The sequence below is a fragment of the Neobacillus sp. B4I6 genome (genome assembly GCF_050434045.1).
Lineage (GTDB): Bacteria > Bacillota > Bacilli > Bacillales > Cytobacillaceae > Neobacillus.
Genome location: NZ_JBNPWB010000002.1, coordinates 4421524 through 4444509, shown reverse-complemented (window position 1 = coordinate 4444509; position 22986 = coordinate 4421524). Strand labels below are relative to the sequence as shown.

At 37.0% G+C, this 22986-nt stretch carries 19 protein-coding genes and 3 pseudogenes; 17 read left to right on the top strand and 5 right to left on the bottom strand.

The features are described from left to right. Positions 1-185: 185 nt before the first annotated feature. The 3 genes and pseudogenes from QF028_RS24200 to QF028_RS24190 all read right to left on the bottom strand — a co-directional run. Positions 186-332 carry a hypothetical protein gene (locus QF028_RS24200; protein WP_429469680.1) on the bottom strand — a complete coding sequence of 49 codons (147 nt, stop codon included), beginning with the start codon at positions 330-332 and terminating at the stop codon, positions 186-188. A 599-nt stretch (positions 333-931) separates the two neighbouring features. Further along, positions 932-1189, bottom strand: a pseudogene (locus tag QF028_RS24195) (response regulator); the annotation flags it as partial. Positions 1190-1211: 22 nt separating this feature from the next. Beyond that, positions 1212-1397 (bottom strand): annotated as a pseudogene (locus tag QF028_RS24190) (multidrug ABC transporter permease); the annotation flags it as partial. 288 nt (positions 1398-1685) lie between these two features. Here QF028_RS24190 and QF028_RS24185 point away from each other — a divergent pair. From QF028_RS24185 to QF028_RS24170, 4 genes and pseudogenes are all read left to right on the top strand, one after another. Beyond that, entirely contained in the window at positions 1686-3173 is a 1488-nt protein-coding gene (locus tag QF028_RS24185) for a spore germination protein (protein WP_429472505.1), read from the top strand. Between the two features lie 17 nt (positions 3174-3190). Continuing rightward, a complete protein-coding gene (locus QF028_RS24180; protein WP_429469678.1) occupies positions 3191-4279 on the top strand; it encodes a GerAB/ArcD/ProY family transporter in 1089 nt (362 codons plus the stop codon). Continuing rightward, entirely contained in the window at positions 4276-5340 is a 1065-nt protein-coding gene (locus tag QF028_RS24175) for a Ger(x)C family spore germination protein (protein WP_429469676.1), read from the top strand. Before QF028_RS24180 ends, QF028_RS24175 begins: the two co-directional genes overlap by 4 nt. 171 nt (positions 5341-5511) lie before the next feature. Next, positions 5512-5844 (top strand): annotated as a pseudogene (locus QF028_RS24170) (alkene reductase); the annotation flags it as partial. Positions 5845-5846: 2 nt separating this feature from the next. On the opposite strand, the gene psiE reads toward QF028_RS24170, so the two are convergent. Then, complete coding sequence (gene psiE / locus QF028_RS24165) at positions 5847-6299, bottom strand: phosphate-starvation-inducible protein PsiE (RefSeq protein WP_429469674.1); 453 nt, start codon at positions 6297-6299, stop codon at positions 5847-5849. A 710-nt stretch (positions 6300-7009) separates the two neighbouring features. Between psiE and QF028_RS24160 the strand changes: the two genes are divergently transcribed. Further along, positions 7010-7654: a TerC family protein gene (locus QF028_RS24160; protein ID WP_429469672.1), complete on the top strand. Its 645-nt coding sequence runs from the start codon at positions 7010-7012 to the stop codon at positions 7652-7654. 192 nt (positions 7655-7846) lie between these two features. Here the strand turns inward: QF028_RS24160 and QF028_RS24155 are convergent, their stop codons facing one another. After that, entirely contained in the window at positions 7847-8938 is a 1092-nt protein-coding gene (locus QF028_RS24155) for a low temperature requirement protein A (RefSeq protein ID WP_429472503.1), read from the bottom strand. A gap of 73 nt (positions 8939-9011) precedes the next feature. Between QF028_RS24155 and QF028_RS24150 the strand changes: the two genes are divergently transcribed. From QF028_RS24150 to xylB, 12 genes are all read left to right on the top strand, one after another. Beyond that, positions 9012-9572 carry an NADPH-dependent FMN reductase gene (locus tag QF028_RS24150; protein WP_429469670.1) on the top strand — a complete coding sequence of 187 codons (561 nt, stop codon included), beginning with the start codon at positions 9012-9014 and terminating at the stop codon, positions 9570-9572. Positions 9573-9778: 206 nt separating this feature from the next. Then, a complete protein-coding gene (gene ycaC / locus QF028_RS24145) occupies positions 9779-10423 on the top strand; it encodes an isochorismate family cysteine hydrolase YcaC (RefSeq protein ID WP_429469668.1) in 645 nt (214 codons plus the stop codon). Between the two features lie 417 nt (positions 10424-10840). After that, entirely contained in the window at positions 10841-11218 is a 378-nt protein-coding gene (locus QF028_RS24140) for a Gp49 family protein (RefSeq protein WP_410886581.1), read from the top strand. 178 nt (positions 11219-11396) lie between these two features. Next, positions 11397-11954, top strand: coding sequence for a DUF4240 domain-containing protein (locus QF028_RS24135; protein ID WP_429469666.1), 558 nt, complete (start codon positions 11397-11399; stop codon positions 11952-11954). Between the two features lie 258 nt (positions 11955-12212). Continuing rightward, complete coding sequence (locus QF028_RS24130) at positions 12213-12467, top strand: hypothetical protein (RefSeq protein WP_429469664.1); 255 nt, start codon at positions 12213-12215, stop codon at positions 12465-12467. Between the two features lie 1023 nt (positions 12468-13490). Further along, the gene (locus QF028_RS24125; RefSeq protein WP_429469661.1) at positions 13491-14792 is read left to right on the top strand and encodes a pyrimidine-nucleoside phosphorylase; all 1302 of its coding nucleotides are present in this window, start codon (positions 13491-13493) and stop codon (positions 14790-14792) included. A 282-nt stretch (positions 14793-15074) separates the two neighbouring features. After that, a complete protein-coding gene (locus tag QF028_RS24120; RefSeq protein ID WP_429469658.1) occupies positions 15075-16256 on the top strand; it encodes a NupC/NupG family nucleoside CNT transporter in 1182 nt (393 codons plus the stop codon). A gap of 123 nt (positions 16257-16379) precedes the next feature. Continuing rightward, positions 16380-17009, top strand: coding sequence for an AmiS/UreI family transporter (locus QF028_RS24115; protein ID WP_429469656.1), 630 nt, complete (start codon positions 16380-16382; stop codon positions 17007-17009). A gap of 681 nt (positions 17010-17690) precedes the next feature. After that, entirely contained in the window at positions 17691-18671 is a 981-nt protein-coding gene (locus QF028_RS24110) for an ABC transporter substrate-binding protein (RefSeq protein ID WP_429469653.1), read from the top strand. Between the two features lie 83 nt (positions 18672-18754). Continuing rightward, positions 18755-20314 (top strand): sugar ABC transporter ATP-binding protein, encoded by a 1560-nt coding sequence (locus tag QF028_RS24105; RefSeq protein WP_429469650.1) that lies wholly within the window; start codon positions 18755-18757, stop codon positions 20312-20314. Between the two features lie 89 nt (positions 20315-20403). Further along, a complete protein-coding gene (locus tag QF028_RS24100) occupies positions 20404-21306 on the top strand; it encodes an ABC transporter permease (RefSeq protein WP_374193759.1) in 903 nt (300 codons plus the stop codon). Between the two features lie 178 nt (positions 21307-21484). Next, entirely contained in the window at positions 21485-22963 is a 1479-nt protein-coding gene (gene xylB / locus QF028_RS24095; RefSeq protein ID WP_429469647.1) for a xylulokinase, read from the top strand. The last annotated feature ends 23 nt before the right edge of the window (positions 22964-22986 follow it).

Here is a 22986-nt window from a genome sequence, read left to right as displayed (position 1 = left end):
TACTTTTTATCCCTCTTGAAGGGTGCTTTTGTTTAATAAAAATATCTGCAATGATCTTCAACAATCGGGCGCTTTAATGAAGTAATTAAAGCCTAATATCTCGGTGTTGTAAGCGAGAAATTAGGCTTTTGGATTTCCTTAACGTTGTATATCTGCATTTTCCTGACGCTACCCCTTATCAGTAGCTAAGCAACATAATGATCATTAAAGTAAACAACCTCGGAAAGAATTTTGTAGCCTTGAATGTTCTCGCAAGCTTCTCTTGCTTCGTTTTCTGTGTTAAATTCAAACATGGTAATTTTCTCCTTTGAATAGACGGTGATTACCCACATAAAAGTTTCCCCCACTAAAAGATAATTTTTCCCCTTTTTCATAGCATGTTCAAGGGTCAACAAAAGCAATTATGAGCAATAGGAAACAAAATGAAAACACTTTCTACAAAAGAAGTCAAAATGTTACAAAATACCACTATGTAATCCCACTTTTATGTCATTTTTGTACCCGTTCTTTTTTCGTTGTATATGCTTAATCAAATCTTCCTTTTTCACGCTACTATCCGTATTTTTAACTAAGCACATAATATACATTACACGTTCATTTTTCATCATCATATCGCTAAAATGTGAATCTTTAAAAATACGAAAAATAGAAATCGGAAGCGAAAAGTGAAAAATCTATTGCTATTGATTACTTTTTCCTTTACTAAAGTTCAGGGGCTTTTTTTATTGAGTTCGGAAGGTTACGAGAATGTTCAGAGAGTGTTATAAGGATAAGAACATATTTTGGGCGGCAGCACTACAGACTGATCAGAAAGCAAAGAACGCTTTCTGTCATTCTGTACGTGTCGCTTCGGCACTAAATGGAGTAAGCCGTAAATGGAACAGGAACATACGGAATGTAGGCGTTAGCCGTACAGACCGTTGTTATCGGTTTGCGCTGTTTCTCCTTTGGCGGTTAACATTAAGATCGGAATATCACTGAACTCCCGAAGCTCTCGACATAATTCCCAGCCATCCATGTTTGGCATCATAATATCAATGATTGCTAAATCTACCTTTATTTTTTCCATCAATTGCAATGCCTTTAAACCATCAGAAGCCTCATAAAGCTCGAATCCCTCCTTTTTTAAAAAAAGGAGGACAAGTTCTCGAATATAGCAGTCATCATCGACAATTATTATTTTCGTCATTCATCCTCATCCTTCCGAGTTATTACGCAGGTTCGATTAATCGTAATTGTTGCTCGGCAAATTCACGATACAAAGAGTGAGTTTGTAGAAGTTGTTCGTGTGTACCACTTCCGGTAATTTTTCCTTTTTCGAAAAAGATAATTTGATCAGAATCAATGACAGTTGATAAACGATGGGCGATAATGAGGGTCGTTCTTCCCTTCATTAAAAAGCTTTGATGGTTTTGTTCGTAGCACCAATTGAATAAATTGACCCCAGCCTTTTTGTTGCTTCACTTCTGACATATTAATTTACATCCTTTCTATCTTTGTCGGTAATTAACATATCCCATTCCTTATTACAAACATGATTATACAAAGAATATATGAATTGAATATGAACAACAAAGGTTCATAGTGCTCAAAATGAGTTTTCATCTGACTACTAATTGTAATTCATAATCCTTCCAGCATTGGAAATAATAAATACAATGCTGAATACGGCGGTGAAAACGATAATGGGCTGGTTTACAAAAAAACAGGGACAAACAGATGAAAAAGAATCACTCGAACAATATCTCAAACGCTCAAACGATTTTAAACAGGTTTATTATATCAATCAACCAACAAACACTCAGTTTTCTTTTTCCTTTATTGCTACGCTAATTGACGAAAGCATTTTGCAGGAGAATGCCCTTCCTTATTTACTAGAGAAACCCTTCGAAACAATCGAAGATGTAAAGAAACTTATCGCGATAGCTGACGTGCAAATTAGCAACAATCCAAGCGTAATCGAACAGAAATTGTTTAATGGATATGTACTATTAACACATGATTCAGACAAAAAAAACTTTGCGTTTTTGGCCGCCCAAAAAGAGCTTGTCCGCGGCATTACAACGCCGGAGGTTGAATTTAGTGTAATCGGCCCGAAGGAAGCTTTTGTCGAATCAGTAGAGCAAAATATCAACCTCATTCGTAAAAGGCTCCCCGTGAAAGAACTTATTATTGAAGATTTTACAGTGGGTTCTCTTTCTAAAACGAAAATATCCGTTTTGCACATTGATGGCATTGCCGATCCCACCAATGTCAAAACCATTAGGGAACGGATAAAAGGTATCGAATTTGATGCTATTACGGATAGTTCCTATATCGTCCAAATCATATCTGATAATAAAAATTCCCCTTTTCCCCAACTTCTGGATACGGAGCGTCCAGACAGGGTGACAGCCATTCTGGCAGAAGGGAAAATTGCTATCCTTGTTGATGGGTCACCGCAAGCATTGATTGCGCCAACAACACTGGTTGAATTCTTCAGTTCCTTTGAGGATTATTTCTTAAATTGGATGTTATCCTCTTTTTTCCGGCTGATCCGGCTTTTCGCCGTTGCCTTTTCTATTTTAATAACGCCTGTATATGTAGCGACCTTATCCTACCATTACGAACTGATACCAAAGGATTTAATGAACACTTTGGTTACCTCCCGCCGGGAAATACCGCTCCCGCCCATTCTGGAAGCACTTTTTTTGGAACTGACGATTGAACTGCTTCGGGAAGCGGGAGCACGTCTTCCTACTAAGGTTGGCCAGACGATTGGTATCGTGGGCGGTATCGTTATCGGAACGGCCTCTGTTGAAGCCGGACTGACAAGTAACGTCCTCCTAATCATCGTGGCGCTGGCAGCATTAGCATCTTTTACAACACCTGTTTATAAAATGGGCAACGCCATTCGGTTACTGCGCTTTCCTTTCTTGTTTTTTGCAGAATTGTGGGGGCTGCTTGGAATCGTTTTTTGTTTTTGTCTGTTAATGACACACGTAATAAGGCTTACTTCCCTTAACAGGCCTTTTTTAGAACCAATCTATCCACCTAGAATGACGGATTTGAAGGATTCGCTTATTAGGCTTCCGTTCAGCAAACAATCCAAAAGGCCACAAGATTTACGGACACAAAATCCTGTTCGTTTTTCTCTTAATGAAAAAAAGGAAAAAAGAGATATTGATGAATAGGAGGCGGGTGTTGGGATATGGAACAATTAGTGCCTGAAAAAGCAAAAATATCGCCTTTTTTAGTTTTTTTTCTAGTCCACACTATGCAGCTTGGCATAGGTGTCCTTGGCTATCAGCGCATTATCGCTCAGACCGCAGGATATGATGCATGGATATCGGTAGTTATTGCTGGTTTAAGCGTCCATATCATTCTATGGATGATTTACAAAATCGCTGAAACAGCCAATGGGGATATTGTATCAGCTCATACTTTCGTATTTGGAAAGAAAATGGGCAAACTCCTATCTCTGCCATTTGTGTTATATTTTTTACTTATCTGTGTCTCGGTGCTTAGGACCTTTATTGAGGTCGTACAAGTGTGGATGTTTCAGGATATGAGTACTTTTTGGTATTCCTTGGCTTTTTGTAGTTTAGCTATCTATATTATTTTCGGAGGGTTTAGAACCGTAACAGGAGTGGCATTCTTTGGAGTTGTTCTTCCAGCCTATCTATTATTCACTTTTTTCTTTACCATCCCTTATGCTGATTTAAGAAATTTACTTCCAATCTTTGATCACTCGATTAGGGATCTGGTTATGGCATCTTATCAAATGTCGCTTACTTATCTCGGCTATGAGATACTATTGTTTATTTACCCGTTTATTAAAGAACCACAAAAATCAAAAAAATGGGCTCATCTGGGTGTCCTTTTTACCACTTTTCTTTATACGTTTCTTACTATTGTAACCTTTGCCTATTTTTCAGAGGGACAGCTGCAAAAGAATGTCTGGGCAACGTTGACAATGTGGAAAATAGTGGAAATGCCTTTTGTGGAGAGATTTGAATACATTGGCATCGCCAATTGGAATATCATCATTCTCCCCAATTTCTGTATTGCCCTATGGTGTGCCAGCCGCATTGTAAAAAGGGTGACCAACATGAAGCAAAAATATGGGGTCCTTATATTAGCAATGGTCGTGTTAATCACCATTAATTTTTTAAAGACCCGGCAACAAATTCACACCTTGATCGACTATACAGGAAAAATTGCTTTTTGGATTAACTACGGGTACATCCCATTACTCTTTTTTCTCATTCTTATTGTGAAGAAGGTGAAGAAAAAATGAAAAGTATCATGATATCCCTACTAATTTTAACCACAGTTCTTGTAGGGTGTGTACAAAAGGAGATCTTAGATGATGTTAATCTCGAAACGGGAAGCGCTTATGATTATGTTGGTGATAAGATACGCGGAACGGCATTAATACCTATCTATTTGCCAGATAAAGCCGTTGAAAATAAAACCTTTACGGCCTCTTCTATGTTAAGCAGGGATTTTTTAAGAGATGTGCAGCGTCAATCTTCAGATCCGATCGTGACAGGAAGTCTTAAAGTAGTCCTTTTTGGTGAACGGCTTGCGAGAAAAAAAGGAATTTTAGACCTCATTGATTCGTTTCAACGGGATCCCAGCGTAGGTGCCGGCCTTTACCTCGCTGTAACAGAGGGTGAAGCAAAGGATTTTGTTGAAGGTCAGTTTGGAAAAAGAGGAAATGCCGTTTATTTATCCAATCTCATTCGCCATAATATGAAAACAAAAGATGTGCCCAAAACAAACCTTCAGCGTTTTTTATTTGATTTTAATCAATTGGGGAAAACACCTTATCTCCCGCAGTTAAGAAAAATTGGAAAGGATCAGATTGAAATAAGCGGAATCAGCTTTTTTCGGTATGGAAAAGTTGTGGAAACCATTCCAGCTGAGAAAATGTTCTATTTCAAGCTGCTGGTTGACAAATATAGTCAAGGAACCTTAAAGGTGAACATGGGCAAAGATTGGGCAGCCATTGAAAGCATCCGTTCAAAATACAAAATGCGGCTTTCATCCAGAGATCCCGTTACAGTAAATGTGCAGCTTAAGATTAAAGCTATCTTAAATGAATACTCCGGCAACCGTGCTACACCAAAGGAAATTAAAGAAATCGAAAAGAAACTACAAAAGAAAATTGAAGTTGAATGTAAAAAATTAACAAAAAGGTTTCGGGAAAAAAATATTGATCCAGTAGGATATGGGCATTTTGTAAAAAGCAACACTAGGCAATTCAATTTTAAACAGTGGGCAACTGACTATCAAAATCTAAAAGTAAATGTCCATGCAGATGTAGCCATTACGGAATCTGGGGTCATAGAATAATTTTGATATTCACTTAACCATTTTAGAAAATATATTGCTTCATACCATTCTCTGCTGAATCTGAAAAGGAGACACTTTGTTTTAAGTATCTCCTTTTCATTTAATATAAGGTTTTAGATCACATTTTAAACATTTATTTGGAAAATCGCCCCACTAAAACCCAATACAGGAATGCGAACTCGCACAGCTATGGCACCGATGACACGCTGTTTTGCTGACGACCAAACAGGTGTCGTAGGCTCGGACGTGGTCGAGTATTACCGGAAACGTGCGGCAGACGGTATCGGCCTAATTATTACAGAAGGGACAGTAATCAGCCCACAAGGGAAAGGGAATCCGGGTATTCCAGGTTTATATTCCCTAGAACAAATTGCAGCATGGAAAAAAGTGACCGAAGCCGTACATGCTGAAGGGGGCACGATTATTGCCCAGATTTGGCATGTCGGAAGACTCACACATCACGAACTAACAGGAGGTCTTTCTCCGCAAGCTCCCTCTGCCATGCTTCAAACATTATTTTTTTTAAAGAACCATTTACTATCTGGTCTTTCACGAGGAGTTAAATTCATAATGAAATACCCAATGATCAGGATTAAGATGACAAGCGAATAAAGCATTGTATTTACAGGCTGTTCGTGGTCAACAATAATTATTCGTACCATTGCCGTTATGCCTATATATATAAAATATCTAATAGGGAAATGGTATTCTTCTTTAAAGTATTTAACGATCATCGTAATAAACTCAAAATATAAAAAGAAGATGAGTATATTGTCCAGAAAGAGTTTATAGTCGTCGCTGCCACTTTCTATCAAAATATGACTGAAAATGATTAATTCCTTAACTAGTAAAATCGATAGAATAATTGCTAAAAAAATGAGGGAAATATTCAAAAATACTTGGAGAATCTTAGGGATAAGGTATAGAACAAAAGTAAAATCCTTTTTTACCTTTAACATACAAACCATCCTCTCACTTTTTTAGGTTTTGTTTTAATAAAACTTGATTAGAGAATAATCTACGATGTAGTTATATACTATTTTTAATTTTATGAAAAATCAAGATATTATTATCGATCTTTCCATAACTAGAATTTTCCCCAACTAATTAAAACGTTTTTAATTTTAAGGGCTATCTACAAAATTGACAGCCAAATGTTCTTCCTTTTATATACGATCTTTTCCGAAAGGGATAGCAGCCCGACTAGTTTTAAATTTGCCGTTTGGAATGAGGTAGCAATCGAATATCAGAATGAGAAACCTGCCAAAAAAGAGTTATACCCCATATAGGCACACCACTGATTCAAACTCCGGTGTTACAGTCCCCGAGTGAGAGCTTTTTTTCATCGAACGGTCGCTCTAACGGTGTTACAGTGCCCGGGTGAGAGCCCTTTTTCATCGAACGGTCACTCTATGGTGTTACAGTGCCCAGTTGAATGCTTTTTTTTCCGAGGCGTGACAGGCACTGAATCTACGAATCACACCCTAATTTTAGTATGAAAACATCCGTCATCAAAAGTCTTTTGACCCTTACAAACTTCAACGCTTCCGTCGCAATGCCATGTCTTTCATCCATTTATACGTATATGAAAAGGTCTTTTTTTTACATCAAATTAATATAATGACAAAGTTAACTTTTTCTAGAGGTGAATACTTTGGAGATTTTTGGTTTGTCATTTGCGGTACTCTTGAAAATTATTTTAATCAATATTGTCTTAAGTGGAGATAACGCAGTCGTTATCGCAATGGCATCACGTAATGTTCCAAAGAAACAACAAAAGAAAGCGATCTTTTGGGGAACATTTGGAGCCATTATTTTACGTTTAATATTTGCAGTAGCAATTATTTACCTACTAGACGTACCTTATGTAACTTTTATAGGTGGGCTTCTTCTAGTGTATATTGCCATTAAACTACTAATTGGCGATGATGAAGAAAATCTTAGAGAAGGAGGTTCAAGCTTATTTTCCGCTGTGAAAACAATCATGATTGCTGATGCCGTAATGTCGCTTGATAATGTACTAGCTATTGCTGGTGCTGCTGAAGGAAATTTAGTCGGTATTATCATCGGAGTTATTATTAGTATTCCTATCGTTGTTTTTGGGAGCCAGTTAATATTAAAAGCAATGGAAAATTACCCTATTATCTCTTATGCAGGTGCGGGAATCTTATCTTGGACCGCAGGTGAAATGATCGTCGGAGAACCAAAATTTGAACCTATTCTCACTCACGGTCTACATTTATTGGTTCCTACGGCTATTACAGTTTTTGTTATTGGTTTTGGATATTTAATTTCTAAGAAAAAACTGCTATAGAAAAAATTCCAAGTAACCATGCGCCTTTACGAATGACACATGGTAAATTCCCATTAATTTCGATGTCCTTGCCATTTAGCAGCTTTGGCTTAATGCCACCGCTGCTAAATGCTATCTTAGTTGGTATTGTCTTAAGTGTATATCGCCGAAAGGAGCCTTCAGGACCCCCATTATTAAATTTTCCGTATTTTATTAAGTGGTTGTAAATTTAGCATAGATGATAAAAAATAGAGTTAATTCACCCATTATGACAATGTTTGGAACTACCATGATTAAATTAATAATAAAAAAGGCTGCTAAAATCCCTAAAAACAACCCTAAATGATAAATTTTCAGACGGTGTTGTTCATACCTGTATTGATGAAAAACAATGGTAGTTGAAATGAAATAGAGCAATACAGAACTAAATACAAAATATACGATAAATGAATAATGGACCTCAGATAAAAACATCAGTTTGATAGATGCTGCAATCATGCTCAAAGACATTAGAATAAACAGATGTCCGTAAATAATAGTTTGTCCTGCCCCATGAATCGACTTATCTACCTTCTTTTCTACATTATCAAAATATTGCCACCACATCGAAATAATAAGGATAAATGAAATAATCGAAAATGAGATCGAATTCCAATCACCTTTTTGGGGCTGTAGTACAAATAGGGTGCTGACGACCGATTCTCCAAAAAGGATTAATGTCAATAAAGCAAATCGTTCTAATAAATGAGCCGTATTGGTCAGGGCTTTTACCAAATACCTGCGTCCGAAAACAGGCACAATAACATCGACAATAATTCCTGCATATAACACAGCGTATCGAATCCATGAGTCAAAAAAGATAGAGAGAAATGAGATGAGGACTCCAATCCCAAAACATGTTCCTAAAAACCGAGCAGCTGTTTTTCTATCCCCTTCTTCTAGATTCTGAACAACAAGATATTGAATTGCCGTTAGTGCCCTTACTCCAATATAGCCAATAAGAAAAGGGAGATAGTATTGATCAAAATCTTCCGATAAGCTGGATGTCATAACAAGGACAAATAACATTTGAAGAATTATAAAGATACGTTGATGCAAAAAATCTTGTCCAAACCGATTAATAAACATTGTTTGTCCAGTCCAAGACCACCATATCGGGATAAACATTAGAGCAAACTTTAATAGATATTCTGGATAAATATAACCTTTTTCAACATGAAGTAAAACATGAGTAGTAGTTGCAACTGCTGCCACAAATAGCAAGTCATAAAAAAGTTCTAACCACGTCACTTTTTTTTCTACCACCACTGGAAATACCTCCTATAAATAATAAAATATGGTATTATTAAAGTTGATTTCAAACAAGGAGGGAATCTCTATGCCCAAAACCATTGGCCTTATTTGTGGAAGTTTACGAAAAAATTCTTATAACCGAATCGTTGCTCAATCATTGACAGATATGAGTGATGCCGCCCAATTTCGCTGGATCGAAATCAACGATCTTCCTTTGTTTAACGAAGATTTAGAAATTGGCGGTGATCCAGAAACAGTAACATCATTTAAGTCCGCTATTCAGGACGTTGACGGTATCATTATCGTTAGTCCGGAGTACAATTCTGGAATTCCGGGCGTGCTAAAAAATGCATTAGACTGGGCGTCAAGAACTCCGAAGTCCTCCGTTCTTAGTAGAAAACCGGTTGGCTTAATCGGAGCAACTCCTGGGGGATTAGGGACTGCCTTTGCTCAAATGCAAATCAGACAAATATTAGAAGCAATACAAGCTCAGGTTCTTCCATTTCAAAAAGTGCTGATTTCGCAAGTACATGAAAAGATTGACTCCGGTCAGAAAGTGCTTACTGACGAAAAAACAAAACGATATCTTGAGCGTTATTTACAACAATTTATTCATTGGATTGATCAGACTTCTGTTTTAAATTAACCAAAGAAAACAAAACATCATCAAGTAATTTTTTATGATGATCTTGTATTATTAAAAAATGCTGTTGACACTTAATAGGTTTATAGATAAACCAATGACAACAATCAATTTACTATTAAACTAATTATAACAGACGAAGGAGTTTAAGGTAAATTTACCGATATATGGTACTTTCTAATATTCGTTAATATAAGGAGGATTATAAAATGTCTGATCTCTATTCTCGTCTTTCCAAAGAGGATGCTGCCGTTCTTCTTGTGGATCATCAAACTGGCCTTATTTCCGGCCTAGTGCGTGACTATGGTGTTGATGAATTCAAGAACAATGTTTTGGCTCTTGCTAACACCGCTAAGTTTTTTGATTTACCGGTTATTTTAACAACAAGCTTTGAAAACGGACCTAACGGCCCACTAATGCAAGAATTGGTTGAGCTCTTTCCTGATGCGCCAAAAATAGCTCGGCCTGGACAAATTAACGCTTGGGACAATGAAGAATTTGTTAAAGCCATTGAAGCAACAGGTAAAAAACAACTTATTATAGCAGGAGTTGTTACTGATGTTTGTGTTGCGTTCCCGGCACTATCTGCTGTAAATGCTGGTTACGAAGTATGTGTTGTCACTGATGCTTCCGGAACGTTTAGCAAACAAGTAGCGAACGCGTCATTAATGCGTATGGCCCATGGTGGAGTACAGCTTATGAACTGGTTTAGCGTTGCGTGCGAATTACAACGCGATTGGCGCAACGACGTTGAAGGTTTTGGCGCTTTACTCTCTAGTCAACTTCCTGGTTATCAAAATTTAATTGGAAGCTATAGGGGAGCACAGAGAGATCACGGCAAGCAGAACGCTTAGATCAACAAAGGTCAACCTTGACATAAAGTTAGCTATCCTCACCAACAAACGCGAATTTTATATGAAATTCGCGTTTTGCCATCAGGACCCCTTCTTCAACTAAACCAGCTAATAGTTTGTCAACATTTTTCAATAAAAAGATTAATAACCTCGTGATATACTAAAATGTTTATTCCAAATAACCTTTCGTTAAACCCTAATTGGAGTGTTTTGTTGTATTTAGTTAGATATGGTTTTTAAACCAATATTGGAAAGTAGTTCTGCTTTTGTAAGGGGCAAATCCAATGTAAGAAAAATTAAGTACCTTCAATATTAGAAGGTATTTTTTTTTCGGAAATGAAATATATAAAGTAACACAACCTTTGTTCTAAGATGTTTTCATCCTATTAACCAAATAATTTAAAGGGAGTGCGGTAAATGGTAAGTATGTTCATAGATAGTATTTGTCCAAAATGCGGAGAGATCAATCAAGTGGAACATAAAGGGGAAAAAATTCTTATCGTAACTTGTAAGAATCACCATATGTATGACCATATCGTCATCCCGTATTCTCGAATCCATCCGATTAAGGATGAAAAACGGATTAAATTAGAAGAAATGCTCATAGAGAAAAAATTCCATCGTATGAGTGATAAATCAACGATATGTCTTCTTATTTTTAATAATGGGTATGAAATTGAAGGACGTTCGACAGTTCGAGATGTTGCAGATTTTCGTACTGTAGTGGGTAAGGATAAGGCCTATGAACAAGCATTAAAGAAAGCGATGGTGGCCTTAGGGGCATACCTAGTATAATAGCAAATTATTCAAAAGGAGTATAACTCTTAGAATGGCGATACTCCTTAACGGTATCGCAGTTTTTTTGGATTGTAAATAAATTGTTATACTTGATAAAATAGGAATTAATAAATATTTTTGGTAAAAGGAAAAACCGTAATTGAGTAATATCTACATATACTGGAGGGGTCATAGAGTGAATAAAACGGAATACTGGAATTTAATAGAGCAGTCCAAGTCTTACAAAGAAGACCAGGTTGACTGGTTAACAGAAGAACTTAGTAAGAAATCGATAGATGAGATCGTGGATTTTGAGTTTATTTTCGAAGGTTACATGAAGGAAAGCTATCAATCTCATCTATGGGGTGCAGCCTATCTGATCATGGGAGGATGCTCTGATGATTCTTTTGATTATTTTAGAGGATGGCTCATTTCACAAGGACAAGAGGTATACGAGAAAACACTGAAGGAACCCGAATTTTTGGCAAATTATATAACTGATGAAAATTTGGGAGATGAAGGTGTTCCGGAATACGAGGATTTTCTAAATGTAGGTTTTGATGCCTATACACTGAAAAAGGATGGTGACCCAGAAGATTGGGATGAAGATTTGTATGACGAGATGCTAGAGTTGCTGTCTCAAAAGGGATTGGTAGATAATATAGAAATTGAATTTGATTGGGAAGACGAAGATGATCTAGAAGAGATGTTTCCAAACCTTTGGGAACGATTTGGAGAAGATCCTCTCGGTTAAGTGGTAGATTTCGGTTGGTAAATAGTGACTGCACTGTTTGTCATTGGTACATAAGGTCTAAAAAAACTAATCAAACGTTTGATTGGATCGCTGGAATCCTTGGTACGTATGGGCCGAATAAAATCAAAACCCAAAATTAAGCCTCAATAGGTTTAATTTTGGGTTATTTTTAGGACTCCACATAGGCGAACAGTGACAGTCACTGTTCGCAAGGTGGACGAAAAAGGTCAGTTTGCTAAGCAGAGAAGGTACGGTGAAATGAGCAACCTGTCTCTTGTAATGGTGTTTTTCTCTTACTTTTATTTTGATGATTATTGGAAGTATGCGAGTGTGTATACGTATGCCAACGCGGCCAATACACTAGCGGTTGCTCAACTGCCATTTTTTGCGGTACTGCTTCGGATGGTTCTGGTCATGGGGATGGAGGTCACGGAGGCGGTCATGATGGAGGTTCAAGTTGCTCAAGTTGTTCTAGTTGTGGTAGCGGATGTTCCTCATAGGGTAAGCATTTAGTTCATAAAGCCCATCCACCGGAAAATGGATAGTCACCGGTCGATAAGAGAGGTTCATAAAGCCTGTTCACCGAAAAATAAAGGGTCACCGGTCGGTGTTACAGTGCCCGAGTGAGAGCTTTTTTTGATCGAACGGTCACTCTAACGGTGTTACAGTGCCTGAGTGAGAGCTTTTTTTGATCGAACGGTCACTCTAACGGTGTTACAGTGCCCGAGTGAGAGCTTTTTTTGATCGAACGGTCACTCTAACGGTGTTACAGTGCCCGAGTGAGAGCCTTTTTTGATCGAACGGTCACTCTAATGGTGTTACAGTGCCCAGTTGAATGCTTTTTTTGATCGAACGGTCACTCTAACGATGTTTCAATGCCCGAGGGACTACTTTGTTTTCCTCAAACGGTCAATGGAACGTTCTTTCATGCACCGCGAAAGCTCCCTTTTTCGTAAATGTAAAAATAGCAACAAAGTTAATTAACAAAGCTTTTTAAAAAAAGAGAAATGTTTTTCCTATCTACAGCTAAAACACCCATGTCACCTCATTTCTTATCTATCTCCATCTTTCCACGATCGGATATATCGGTAGATCATCCATTTCCCGCTTTTAACTCCAATTGTTTTGTAAACCCAGTTGAATTATTTGATGAAATGGCAAGGGTCATTGTATATTACCAATCTTTACAATTTTTCTATTGTACTTTTACAAAAGTTCAGTAAATTCTTAAATATAGTGCATATTTGCTGATATGAATGTTATTTAGGATGAAGATGGCGATATGGTAAAAAATAAGTTTGAATTTTGTTCAAATGTTACTTAACATTTGTTCACCATCTGTGCTATAGTTATTTTGAAATAATAAGCGGATAGATGAAAGCGTTCGCTTTGGGAAAACACAAACCAAGATTTCAAGAAGTTATTAGTCAGATTTCTACTAGTATTTAGCAGCTGAACAGTTTGTAACTTTAATGATCTTAAACTTTCTTTAAAATATTTAAAAAGACTTTAACCTAAATTTAGGGGGAAAACGATATGAGAATGGTTGATATTATTGAGAAAAAACGTAATGGTCTTGAATTAACAAACGGAGAAATTCAGTTTTTAATAAATGGATTTACCAACGGAAGTATTCCTGACTATCAAATGTCTGCATTTTCAATGGCGCTATTTTTCCAAGGAATGTCCAAAGAAGAACGCGTCTATTTGACGGAAGCGATGGTTAACTCTGGGGATCAAATCGATTTATCCGGAATTGAAGGAATTAAAGTAGATAAGCATAGTACTGGCGGTGTTGGTGATACAACCACACTTGTGTTAGCGCCATTAGTCGCCTCTGTTGGGGTACCTATTGCCAAAATGTCTGGCAGCGGTCTTGGGCACACCGGCGGCACGATTGATAAATTAGAATCAGTAAAAGGTTTTCATGTTGAAATTACAAATGACGAGTTTATTCGTTTAGTGAACAAAAATAAAATTGCTGTAATCGGCCAAAGTGCCAATTTAACACCTGCAGATAAAAAGCTTTATGCCTTAAGAGATGTAACCGCTACAGTCGATTCGATTCCGCTTATTGCAAGCTCAATTATGAGTAAAAAAATTGCAGCAGGAGCAGATGCGATTGTTCTTGATGTGAAAACAGGCAGTGGGGCTTTCATGAAGAATCTCGACGATGCGAAAGAATTGGCACAGACAATGGTGGACATTGGAAATGGTGTGGGACGGAAGACAAAAGCGATCATTTCTGATATGAGCCAACCGCTCGGGTTTGCCGTAGGAAATGCTTTAGAAGTGAAAGAAGCAATTGATACCCTTCGTGGACAAGGTCCAGAGGATTTACATGAATTATGTTTAACACTTGGCAGCCATATGGTCGTCCTAGCAGAAAAAGCAGCCGATTTGCAACAAGCGCGTGAAATGTTGGAAGAGTCGATCCGAAACGGAAGAGCATTACAATCCTTTAAAACATTCCTTGCTGCCCAAGGTGGAGACGCTTCTGTTGTTGATGAACCTACAAAACTTCCTACAGCTAAATATACGATCGAAGTACCAGCCCTAAAAACAGGATGTGTTGCTGAAATCACTGCCGAGATGATTGGGATTGCCGCAATGATGTTAGGAGCTGGACGCATCACTAAAGAATCAGTCATTGATTTGGCAGTAGGCGTTATTCTCCACAAAAAAGTAGGCGATTTTGTCCAACAGGGTGACGCACTTGTGACAATCCACAGTAATCGTGAGAATGTTCAAGAAGTCATCGAGAAAATTTACGCAGCCTACAAACTAGTTGAAGAAAAAGTAGCCCAGCCAACACTTATTTATACAGAAATCCATTAATCCCTGACGAGGGTGGCTTGTTGGTCAGTCTCAGGCTTTTTGTTTTCTTATAGAAAAATCATGAATGGAGAATAATAAATTAATTGATCAAGCGATCTAGGCTCGGAAACAGGCCTATTCGCCATATTCAAGCTTTCAAGTCATTGCAGCTATATTAACAAAGAATAACCAGGTATCTTTTTCTTCAAAGGATTTAAAGAAGTAATCTGTTTGGGATAGCCCTGTAGTCAGGTTCGGAATCATTTACATCTTAGAATAAAATACATCATTGTGGAGGAAATCATGAAATACATCATAGCCATCATTGGATTACTTGTTGTTTTTGGACTTGCTTTTGTTGCAAGTAATAATAAGAAAAATATTAAAATCAAACCGATTATCCTAATGGTCATCATTCAAGTAATATTAGCGGCATTATTATTAAATACAAAATTTGGTTTAGTCTTAGTTAAAGGATTTGCTGACGTTTTTAGTAAATTATTAGAATACGCAGCCAGCGGTATTTCCTTTGTGTTTGGCGGGCTTGCGAATAAAGGTGAAATGTCGTTCTTCCTTAATGTATTACTTCCAATCGTGTTCATTTCAGTATTAATTGGGATCTTCCAGCATTTTAAAATACTCCCTTTCATTATGAAAGCAATAGGCTTATTGTTAAGTAAAGTAAATGGTATGGGTAAATTAGAGTCATACAATGCCGTAGCTTCCGCGATCGTTGGTCAATCAGAGGTATTTATTACGGTTAAAAAGCAGCTCGGCCTGCTGCCTGCCCATCGCTTATATACATTATGTGCTTCCGCGATGTCAACGGTTTCGATGTCCATTGTCGGTGCGTATATGACAATGATTGAACCAAGATATGTTGTGACAGCACTTGTGATAAACCTATTTGGCGGATTTATTATTTCATCGATTATTAATCCATATACTGTGCCAGAAGACGAAGATATTCTCAACATTCAAGATGTGGAAAAGCAAAGCTTCTTTGAAATGTTAGGCGAATATATTATGGATGGATTTAAAGTAGCCGTCATTGTCGGTGCTATGTTGATTGGATTTGTTGCTTTAATGGCTGGTATCAATAGTGTTTTTGATATGGTTTTCGGAATTTCATTTCAGGAAATTTTAGGATATATTTTTTCACCATTTGCCTTTATCATGGGAGTTCCATTTTCAGAAGCTGTCCAAGCTGGGGGAATTATGGCAACGAAGCTTGTCACAAATGAGTTTGTAGCGATGATGGATTTAGCAAAAATACAGGAGAGCTTTAGCCCGCGTACATTAGGAATTATTTCTGTCTTCCTTGTCTCCTTTGCAAACTTCTCCTCGATAGGAATTGTTGCAGGAGCCGTAAAAAGCTTAAATGAAAAAAAGGGAAACACTGTCGCACGATTTGGTCTAAAACTTTTATTTGGAGCAACATTAGTTAGTGTTTTATCATCTGTGATCGTAAGTATCGTGTTATAAATGAGGTTGTTTTCGTAAAGACAATAAATGATGTTGAAAAAGCAATTTCTTTTCTTAGTTGAGAGGGGATTGCTTTCTAAAAGGAGGGGGAGGTTGTGAAAATAGTTTTTCACAACTATTAATATGAGTTTTGTTGGTTTATTTCTCTCAGGTGCAGTATTATTTTTAAACAGTCTTATGCTATTGGGGAAGGCAGAAGCAAAAAGTGTAGGTATTTTTAATATATTCATTGGAATTATTCAAATTATAATCCCATCTTACTTAATGTTTGTATCGGGTCAAAATAATTGGGAACTTTATAATGTTGCATCTATTTTTCTATTTGGCTTAACCTATTTATATGTTGGGGTAACCGTATTGAAAGGGCTTGATGGCAGCGGTCTCGGTTGGTTTAGTTTATGGGTCGCTATTATTGCAGTCGTCTATACGTTAACATCGATTATTCACTTTCACGATGTTGTCAATGCATTAACATGGGGTATGTGGGCACTATTATGGTTTTTGTTCTTTTTATCAAATGCGCTTAAAAAGAAAATAGATACCTACATTGGGATTGTTGCTTTCGTACAGTCATGGGTAACGCTGACCATTCCAGCTTTGCTGTATTTCTTAGGTGTCTGGAATACACGATTTGTCTCTCAAATCTGGACCCTCGTTTTAATTCTAGCGATTGTCTATTTTGTTGTAAGTCTTTTCAAAATGAAATTTTCATTTAAAAAAGAGAATAGTGGACAAGAAATTCAAGTGATATGATTAAAAGATATGCTTCAAAAACCTGTGTAGATTTAATCTACACAGGTTTTTTTATGAGAACAGTGCCTGTGCGTTGCGAATCCAAAAGAAATAAACCAAAACACCCTTTCTAGTAGGAGAGGGTGTTTTTGGTTTATCGTTGTCTGTCATATCCTCCGATAAAAACGATAAAACTTTCTGGGGTGTGACAGGCACTGAATCTATTTTTTATTTTTGTTGCATTTTACCAATATAATAAAAAAGCATAAAAAGTAGGTTCCTTTCTTTATAGATAAGTTTGTCAAACATCATTGAAATATATGCTACGATCTGTGAGAACTTCTATTTGAATAGTTCATATTTAGCTATATTAATATATTTTTGTCTAAATATGGGATTGTTGACAATTAAAAACAGCCATAATATAATCTGAATTAACTTAAAACATTCAAAAACAATCATAAATGATCAATAACGTTCAAATAAAACTCCAAAAATAATCATTGAAATGATTTTATTTTCCAAAGAGATGAAAACGGTAACAGAGGGGTTTATACCTAATAATCTAGTAGAAAGGATTTATAAATCTATTTGTACTACCTAAAAATGTTTTTAAGGAGGTGATGTAATTAAAATTGAAAGCGATAACAAATTTAACTTCTTTAAGTAATCTTTAAGTTTATAAAAACTAGGGGGATCATAATGAGAAAAAATGTAAAAATGCTATTAATACTAGTTTTAATGTTTGTAATGGCTGTGATGACTGCGTGTACTAGTGCTAGTGAATCATCAAGTGAATCTACGAAAGATAACAAAGAGCAAAAAGGTGACAAAAAGTTAACAATAGGACTAACTGTGGGTACTTTGGCCAATCCTTTCTTTGTTGCCATGTCAAAAGGAGTTGAAGAAGCAGGGAAAGAATTAGGTGCAGATGTTTTTGTTGAAAGTGCTGAATATGATCTCGCAAAGCAAACTTCTCAAATTGAAAACTTCATTACAAAAAAAGTAGATGTTATTTTATTAAATGCTGTTGATACAAAAGGAATTGCAGCAGCTGTTCAACAGGCAAAAGACGCTGGTATTCCTGTAATCGCTGTAGATACGAATGCTGATGGTGGTGTCGATGCTACTGTTACATCGGATAACTATCAAGCTGGTAAACTAGCTGGAGAATATGTCATTGAACAATTAGGTGGAAAAGGAAACATTGCTATTATTGATGGACCTCCTGTTTCGGCAGTAACAGACCGTATTAAAGGGTTTGAGGATGCTATTAAAGATTCTAAAATTAAAATAGTAGCGAAGCAAAACGGCGAAGGAAATCGTGAAAAGGCATTAACCGTTATGGAAAGTATTTTACAAGCTAATCCATCAGGCTCTATTGACGCCGTATTTGCTATCAATGACCCTGAAGCAATCGGAGTTGAAATTGCTCAAGAGCAAGCTGATCGTAAAGATGAATTTTTCATTGTGGGTGTAGATGGTGCTCCTGAAGTGACAGAAGCTATGGCAAAAAAGGGAAGTACTATTAGGGCAACTTCCGCGCAATCACCAAGCGATATGGTGAAAAAGGCTGTTGAAATTGGAATGAAAGTGAAAAATGGTGAAGATGTAGAAGATCTTATTAAAGTTCCGGTTAAACTTGTTACTCAAGATAAATTAGATTCTTACCAAGGGTGGTAAGCCTCCTCTAATCAAAAGGGCTGATAAGGAAAGACCCCTTATTCAGCCTTTTTATAAAATTAAAAAAGGGGTGAGATAAAAGTATGGCTGTTACAGAAAGGTTATTGAAGGTTCAGCATGGTCATAAAAATCCAGTGTTGAATATGGAAGGGATTAGTAAAACATTCTCAGGTGTAACCGTATTAAACAATGTGAAAATTGAACTTTATCCAGGTGAAGTACATGCCTTAATGGGTGAGAATGGAGCCGGAAAGTCAACTTTTATGAAAATATTAGCAGGGATCTATACACCTGATAATAATGGTGGAAAGATCTATTTTAAAGGTCAGCCGACTTTGTGGAAGGATCCTGTTGATGCAAGGAACAAAGGAATAAATGTTATTCATCAGGAGTTAAGCCTTTCACCAAATTTGACGATTAGTGAAAATATCTTAATGGGTTCAACCTTTCCGAGAAATCGGTTAGGGATGGTTAAGTGGGGAGAGGTGCATAAAAGTGCACAAAAGGTGTTAGATTCAATGGGTTCTAATCTTGACCCACGCCAATTGGTTTCAACCCTAAGCGTGGCTCAACAACAAATGGTGGAGATCGCCCGAGCATTATCCTTTAAGGCAGAGGTTCTTATCATGGATGAACCAACAGCCTCTTTAACAGATAAAGAAATTATGAAACTATTTGATATTATTGAGGATTTAAAAAAACAGGGTGTTGCCATCGTTTATATTTCTCATAGAATGGAAGAAATCTTTACGATTGCTAATAGATTTACTGTCTTACGTGACGGTGAGTGGATTGCAAGTGGCCCCATTGAAGAGACAAACCCCGATCACCTTGTGAAGCTTATGGTAGGTCGTGATTTAAAAGATTTGTTTAATCGAGATAAGTCTTCTGATCCTAAAAAACTTTCAAAAAGCAGTTCCCCTGTTCTAGAACTGAGAAATGTTTCAGATAACACCATTGTTAAAAACGTTTCGTTTAAAATTTATCCAGGTGAAATTATTGGTTTAGCAGGGCTTGTAGGTGCGGGAAGAACAGAGTTAGTTAGGGCCCTATTTGGTGCATCTGAGTTGGTAAGTGGGGAAATATTTGTAGATGGAAAGTCCGTTAAAATACAATCCCCCATAGATGCAATGGCTAATGGAATTGCTCATGTACCTGAAAGCAGGAAAGAGCAAGGTTTATTTTTATCTATGTCTGTAAAAGAGAATATTTTAATGGCAGAATTGAAAAAGCATACGAAGGCAGGAATTGTTAGTTGGAAAGAAGTGAACGCTACCGCAGATCGTTATATAAAAGAACTAAACATAAAAATTGCCTCACCGGAACAGCAGGTATCGAACTTAAGTGGTGGTAATCAACAAAAAGTTGTGATCGCTAGATGGCTGTCCATCGGACCTAAAGTATTACTGCTTGATGAACCCACGAGAGGTGTGGATATTGGGGCAAAGACTGAAATACATAAAATTGTTTCGAAGCTTGCCGAAAATGGCTTGGCAGTTTTAATGATTTCATCTGAGCTTCCGGAAGTATTAGGTGTTAGTGATCGAATCCTCGTCATGTGCGAAGGAAGGTTAACAGGAGAACTTTCGAGAGAAGAAGCCACACAGGAAAAAATTATGTACTTAGCTACTAGGGGGGAGTAAAGAAAATGAGGGGAAATACTCAAACAATATCACAAAGAGAAAGCCTTCATGTTGGGAAGGTCCTTCACGGATTATGGAATCGATTAGGCATGATCATGATTTTAATCTTATTATGCGTTGTCCTTTCTTTTACCGCGCCTAATTTCTTAGAAACGGCCAATATGTTAAATGTATTAAAGCAAGTTTCCATCATTGCTGTGCTAGCTGCTGGAATGACAATTGTGATATTAACTGGTGGAATTGATTTGTCGGTCGGGTCAACAGTTGCTTTATCCGGCGTTATTTCAGTTATGGTCTCTTCAGCAGGAGTTAACCCCGTCATTGCCATGATATCAGGTGTGGCTGTAGGGTATGCAGTAGGACTAATAAATGGATTTTTCACTGCTAAAACAAAATTACCAGCATTTATTGTTACATTAGGTAGTTTCACCTATGTTCGAGGTCTTGCTTATGTCATTAGTGGTGGTTATCCGATTGTTTTACAAAATGAAACGTTCAAATTCATTGGCGGCGGAGCTATTTTCGGAATACCAACTCCTATCTATATCATGGTTTTTGTTTATATCGTTATGTTTTATGTTTTAAAGTATACCATGTTTGGCCGCCATATTTATGCCATTGGTGGAAATGAAGAAGCAGCACGATTAACAGGAATTAAGGTTGAGAAGTCATTAATTAATGTGTATTCCATCAGTGGATTATTAGCAGGTTTAGGTGGGGTCGTTTTAGCTGGCAGGTTGTATTCTGGTCAACCAACTGCAGGACAAATGTATGAGTTAGATGCAATTGCCGCGGTTATTTTGGGTGGAACTAGTCTAACAGGTGGTAAAGGAAAGATACAAGCAACGATCATTGGGGTATTAATTATGGGCGTTATTAGTAATGGCTTAACTCTAATGGACGTTAACTATTATTGGCAGCTTGTTGTCAAAGGTGGAGTAATTGTTGCCGCGGTATTATTAGATCGCTTACGTGGAAATAGTGCAGCTTAATGGAATTCAACAGATGTATTTAACAATGTAGAGAACAAGAGTAATAAAGGTAAAAAAAGATAAAATATCTTTCCATTAAGTGGATTTTTCTTGTTGAAAGTAAGACATTTTAAAGGCTGTCGAATGATCGGCAGCCTTCATTCTCCATGCAATTTTGCGATCAAAAAGGGGGTATTTGATGAAGTACTTGCTTGGAATAGATCTTGGAACATCTAGTGTGAAGACATGCCTGATTGACTATACTGGAACAGAGTGTTTTTCAGATAGTGAGGTATATAGCATAAATACTCCAGCAAGAAATTGGGCAGAACAAGATCCTGAAGAATGGTGGAGAGCTACAAAGAAGACCATACAGCATTGTTTACAAAAAGTGGGGAGATATGAGGTTGAAATTACTGGAATTGGTTTTTCTGGACAAATGCATGGTTTAGTAATACTTGATAAAGACAAACAAGTAATAAGACCAGCGATCATTTGGTGTGACCAAAGAAGTCAGCAGCAAATCCACTCCATACATAATAAAATACATAAGGAAGAAGTAGGAAGGCAAACACTGAATGCACTTTCTCCTGGTTTTTTACTGCCTTCTTTAATGTGGATAAAAGAACATGAACCTTTTAATTATGAAAAAATAGATAAAGTGGTTTTACCTAAAGATTATATACGTTACAGAATAACTGGTGAGATTGGTACAGATTCAACAGATGCTTGTGGAACATTAATATTTAATATAGAAAGAAGGGAATGGGCTGAAGATCTAATTAAAAAGTTAGGGATAAATAGGAACCTTTTTCCACTATGCCGTGAGCCATACGAGATCGCGGGTTACGTAACTCGAATTGCAGCCAATGAAACTGGATTGAAATTAGCAACCCCTGTCGTATATGGTGGAGGGGATCAGCCGATGCAGGCTGTTGGGAATGGCATCCTTTCTTCAGGGACAATTTCCTGTACGATTGGAACAGGAGGACAGTTATTTTCACCTGTAAATCAACCAGTTCATGACAGACTATATCGTACAAATACATTCTGTCATGTGAAAAACTGGTACATATTAGGTGCTAATTTAAGTGCAGGACTATCATTAAAATGGTTAATGGAAAATATTTTATATATCGCAGACTTTACTAAGTTAAACAAAGAAACTAGTAAGATTCCATCAGGTAGTGAAAAGTTACTCTTCCTACCATATTTAAATGGAGATAGAACACCCCATATGGATGCTAATGCTAAAGGGATGTTTTTTGGACTTCAATTAAAGCACAATCGTTACCACATGTTGAGAGCGGTGATGGAAGGTGTTGCTTTTTCATTGCGTGATTCATTAGAGATTTTTAATGAACTGCAAATACCTGTTGAGCAGGTTATCGCTTCAGGTGGATTTATCCAAAGTGATTTATGGATGCAAATTGTAGCAGACGTTTTTCAAAAAAGTATATGTACTACCTTGACGAAGGAACATGCCTGTAAAGGAGCAGCAATTATGGCAGCTGTAGGTACAAAAGTCTTCAATTCAATGGAAGAAGCAGTAAGTGAAATGGTAAAAAAGAGTGATAGGCTAGTAGAGCCAAATGAAAAGAATGGATATGTATATAATGAGCAATATGAGCTATTTAAATCTCTCTATATACAAAATAGAGAACTGTTTATGATATAGATCTAGATACTTTGTATTCTAAA

What these genes read in the sequence shown, in the direction of transcription:
- QF028_RS24125 (WP_429469661.1), top strand. Translation starts at nt 13,491, where the DNA reads ATGAGAATGGTTGATATTATTGAGAAAAAACGTAATGGTCTTGAATTA.
- QF028_RS24110 (WP_429469653.1), top strand. Translation starts at nt 17,691, where the DNA reads ATGAGAAAAAATGTAAAAATGCTATTAATACTAGTTTTAATGTTTGTA.
- psiE (WP_429469674.1), bottom strand. Translation starts at nt 6,299, where the DNA reads ATGTTAAAGGTAAAAAAGGATTTTACTTTTGTTCTATACCTTATCCCT.
- xylB (WP_429469647.1), top strand. Translation starts at nt 21,485, where the DNA reads ATGAAGTACTTGCTTGGAATAGATCTTGGAACATCTAGTGTGAAGACA.
- QF028_RS24105 (WP_429469650.1), top strand. Translation starts at nt 18,755, where the DNA reads ATGGCTGTTACAGAAAGGTTATTGAAGGTTCAGCATGGTCATAAAAAT.
- QF028_RS24140 (WP_410886581.1), top strand. Translation starts at nt 10,841, where the DNA reads ATGGTAAGTATGTTCATAGATAGTATTTGTCCAAAATGCGGAGAGATC.
- QF028_RS24175 (WP_429469676.1), top strand. Translation starts at nt 4,276, where the DNA reads ATGAAAAGTATCATGATATCCCTACTAATTTTAACCACAGTTCTTGTA.
- QF028_RS24120 (WP_429469658.1), top strand. Translation starts at nt 15,075, where the DNA reads ATGAAATACATCATAGCCATCATTGGATTACTTGTTGTTTTTGGACTT.
- ycaC (WP_429469668.1), top strand. Translation starts at nt 9,779, where the DNA reads ATGTCTGATCTCTATTCTCGTCTTTCCAAAGAGGATGCTGCCGTTCTT.
- QF028_RS24185 (WP_429472505.1), top strand. Translation starts at nt 1,686, where the DNA reads ATGGGCTGGTTTACAAAAAAACAGGGACAAACAGATGAAAAAGAATCA.
- QF028_RS24180 (WP_429469678.1), top strand. Translation starts at nt 3,191, where the DNA reads ATGGAACAATTAGTGCCTGAAAAAGCAAAAATATCGCCTTTTTTAGTT.
- QF028_RS24150 (WP_429469670.1), top strand. Translation starts at nt 9,012, where the DNA reads ATGCCCAAAACCATTGGCCTTATTTGTGGAAGTTTACGAAAAAATTCT.
- QF028_RS24115 (WP_429469656.1), top strand. Translation starts at nt 16,380, where the DNA reads ATGAGTTTTGTTGGTTTATTTCTCTCAGGTGCAGTATTATTTTTAAAC.
- QF028_RS24100 (WP_374193759.1), top strand. Translation starts at nt 20,404, where the DNA reads ATGATCATGATTTTAATCTTATTATGCGTTGTCCTTTCTTTTACCGCG.
- QF028_RS24130 (WP_429469664.1), top strand. Translation starts at nt 12,213, where the DNA reads ATGAGCAACCTGTCTCTTGTAATGGTGTTTTTCTCTTACTTTTATTTT.
- QF028_RS24200 (WP_429469680.1), bottom strand. Translation starts at nt 332, where the DNA reads ATGTGGGTAATCACCGTCTATTCAAAGGAGAAAATTACCATGTTTGAA.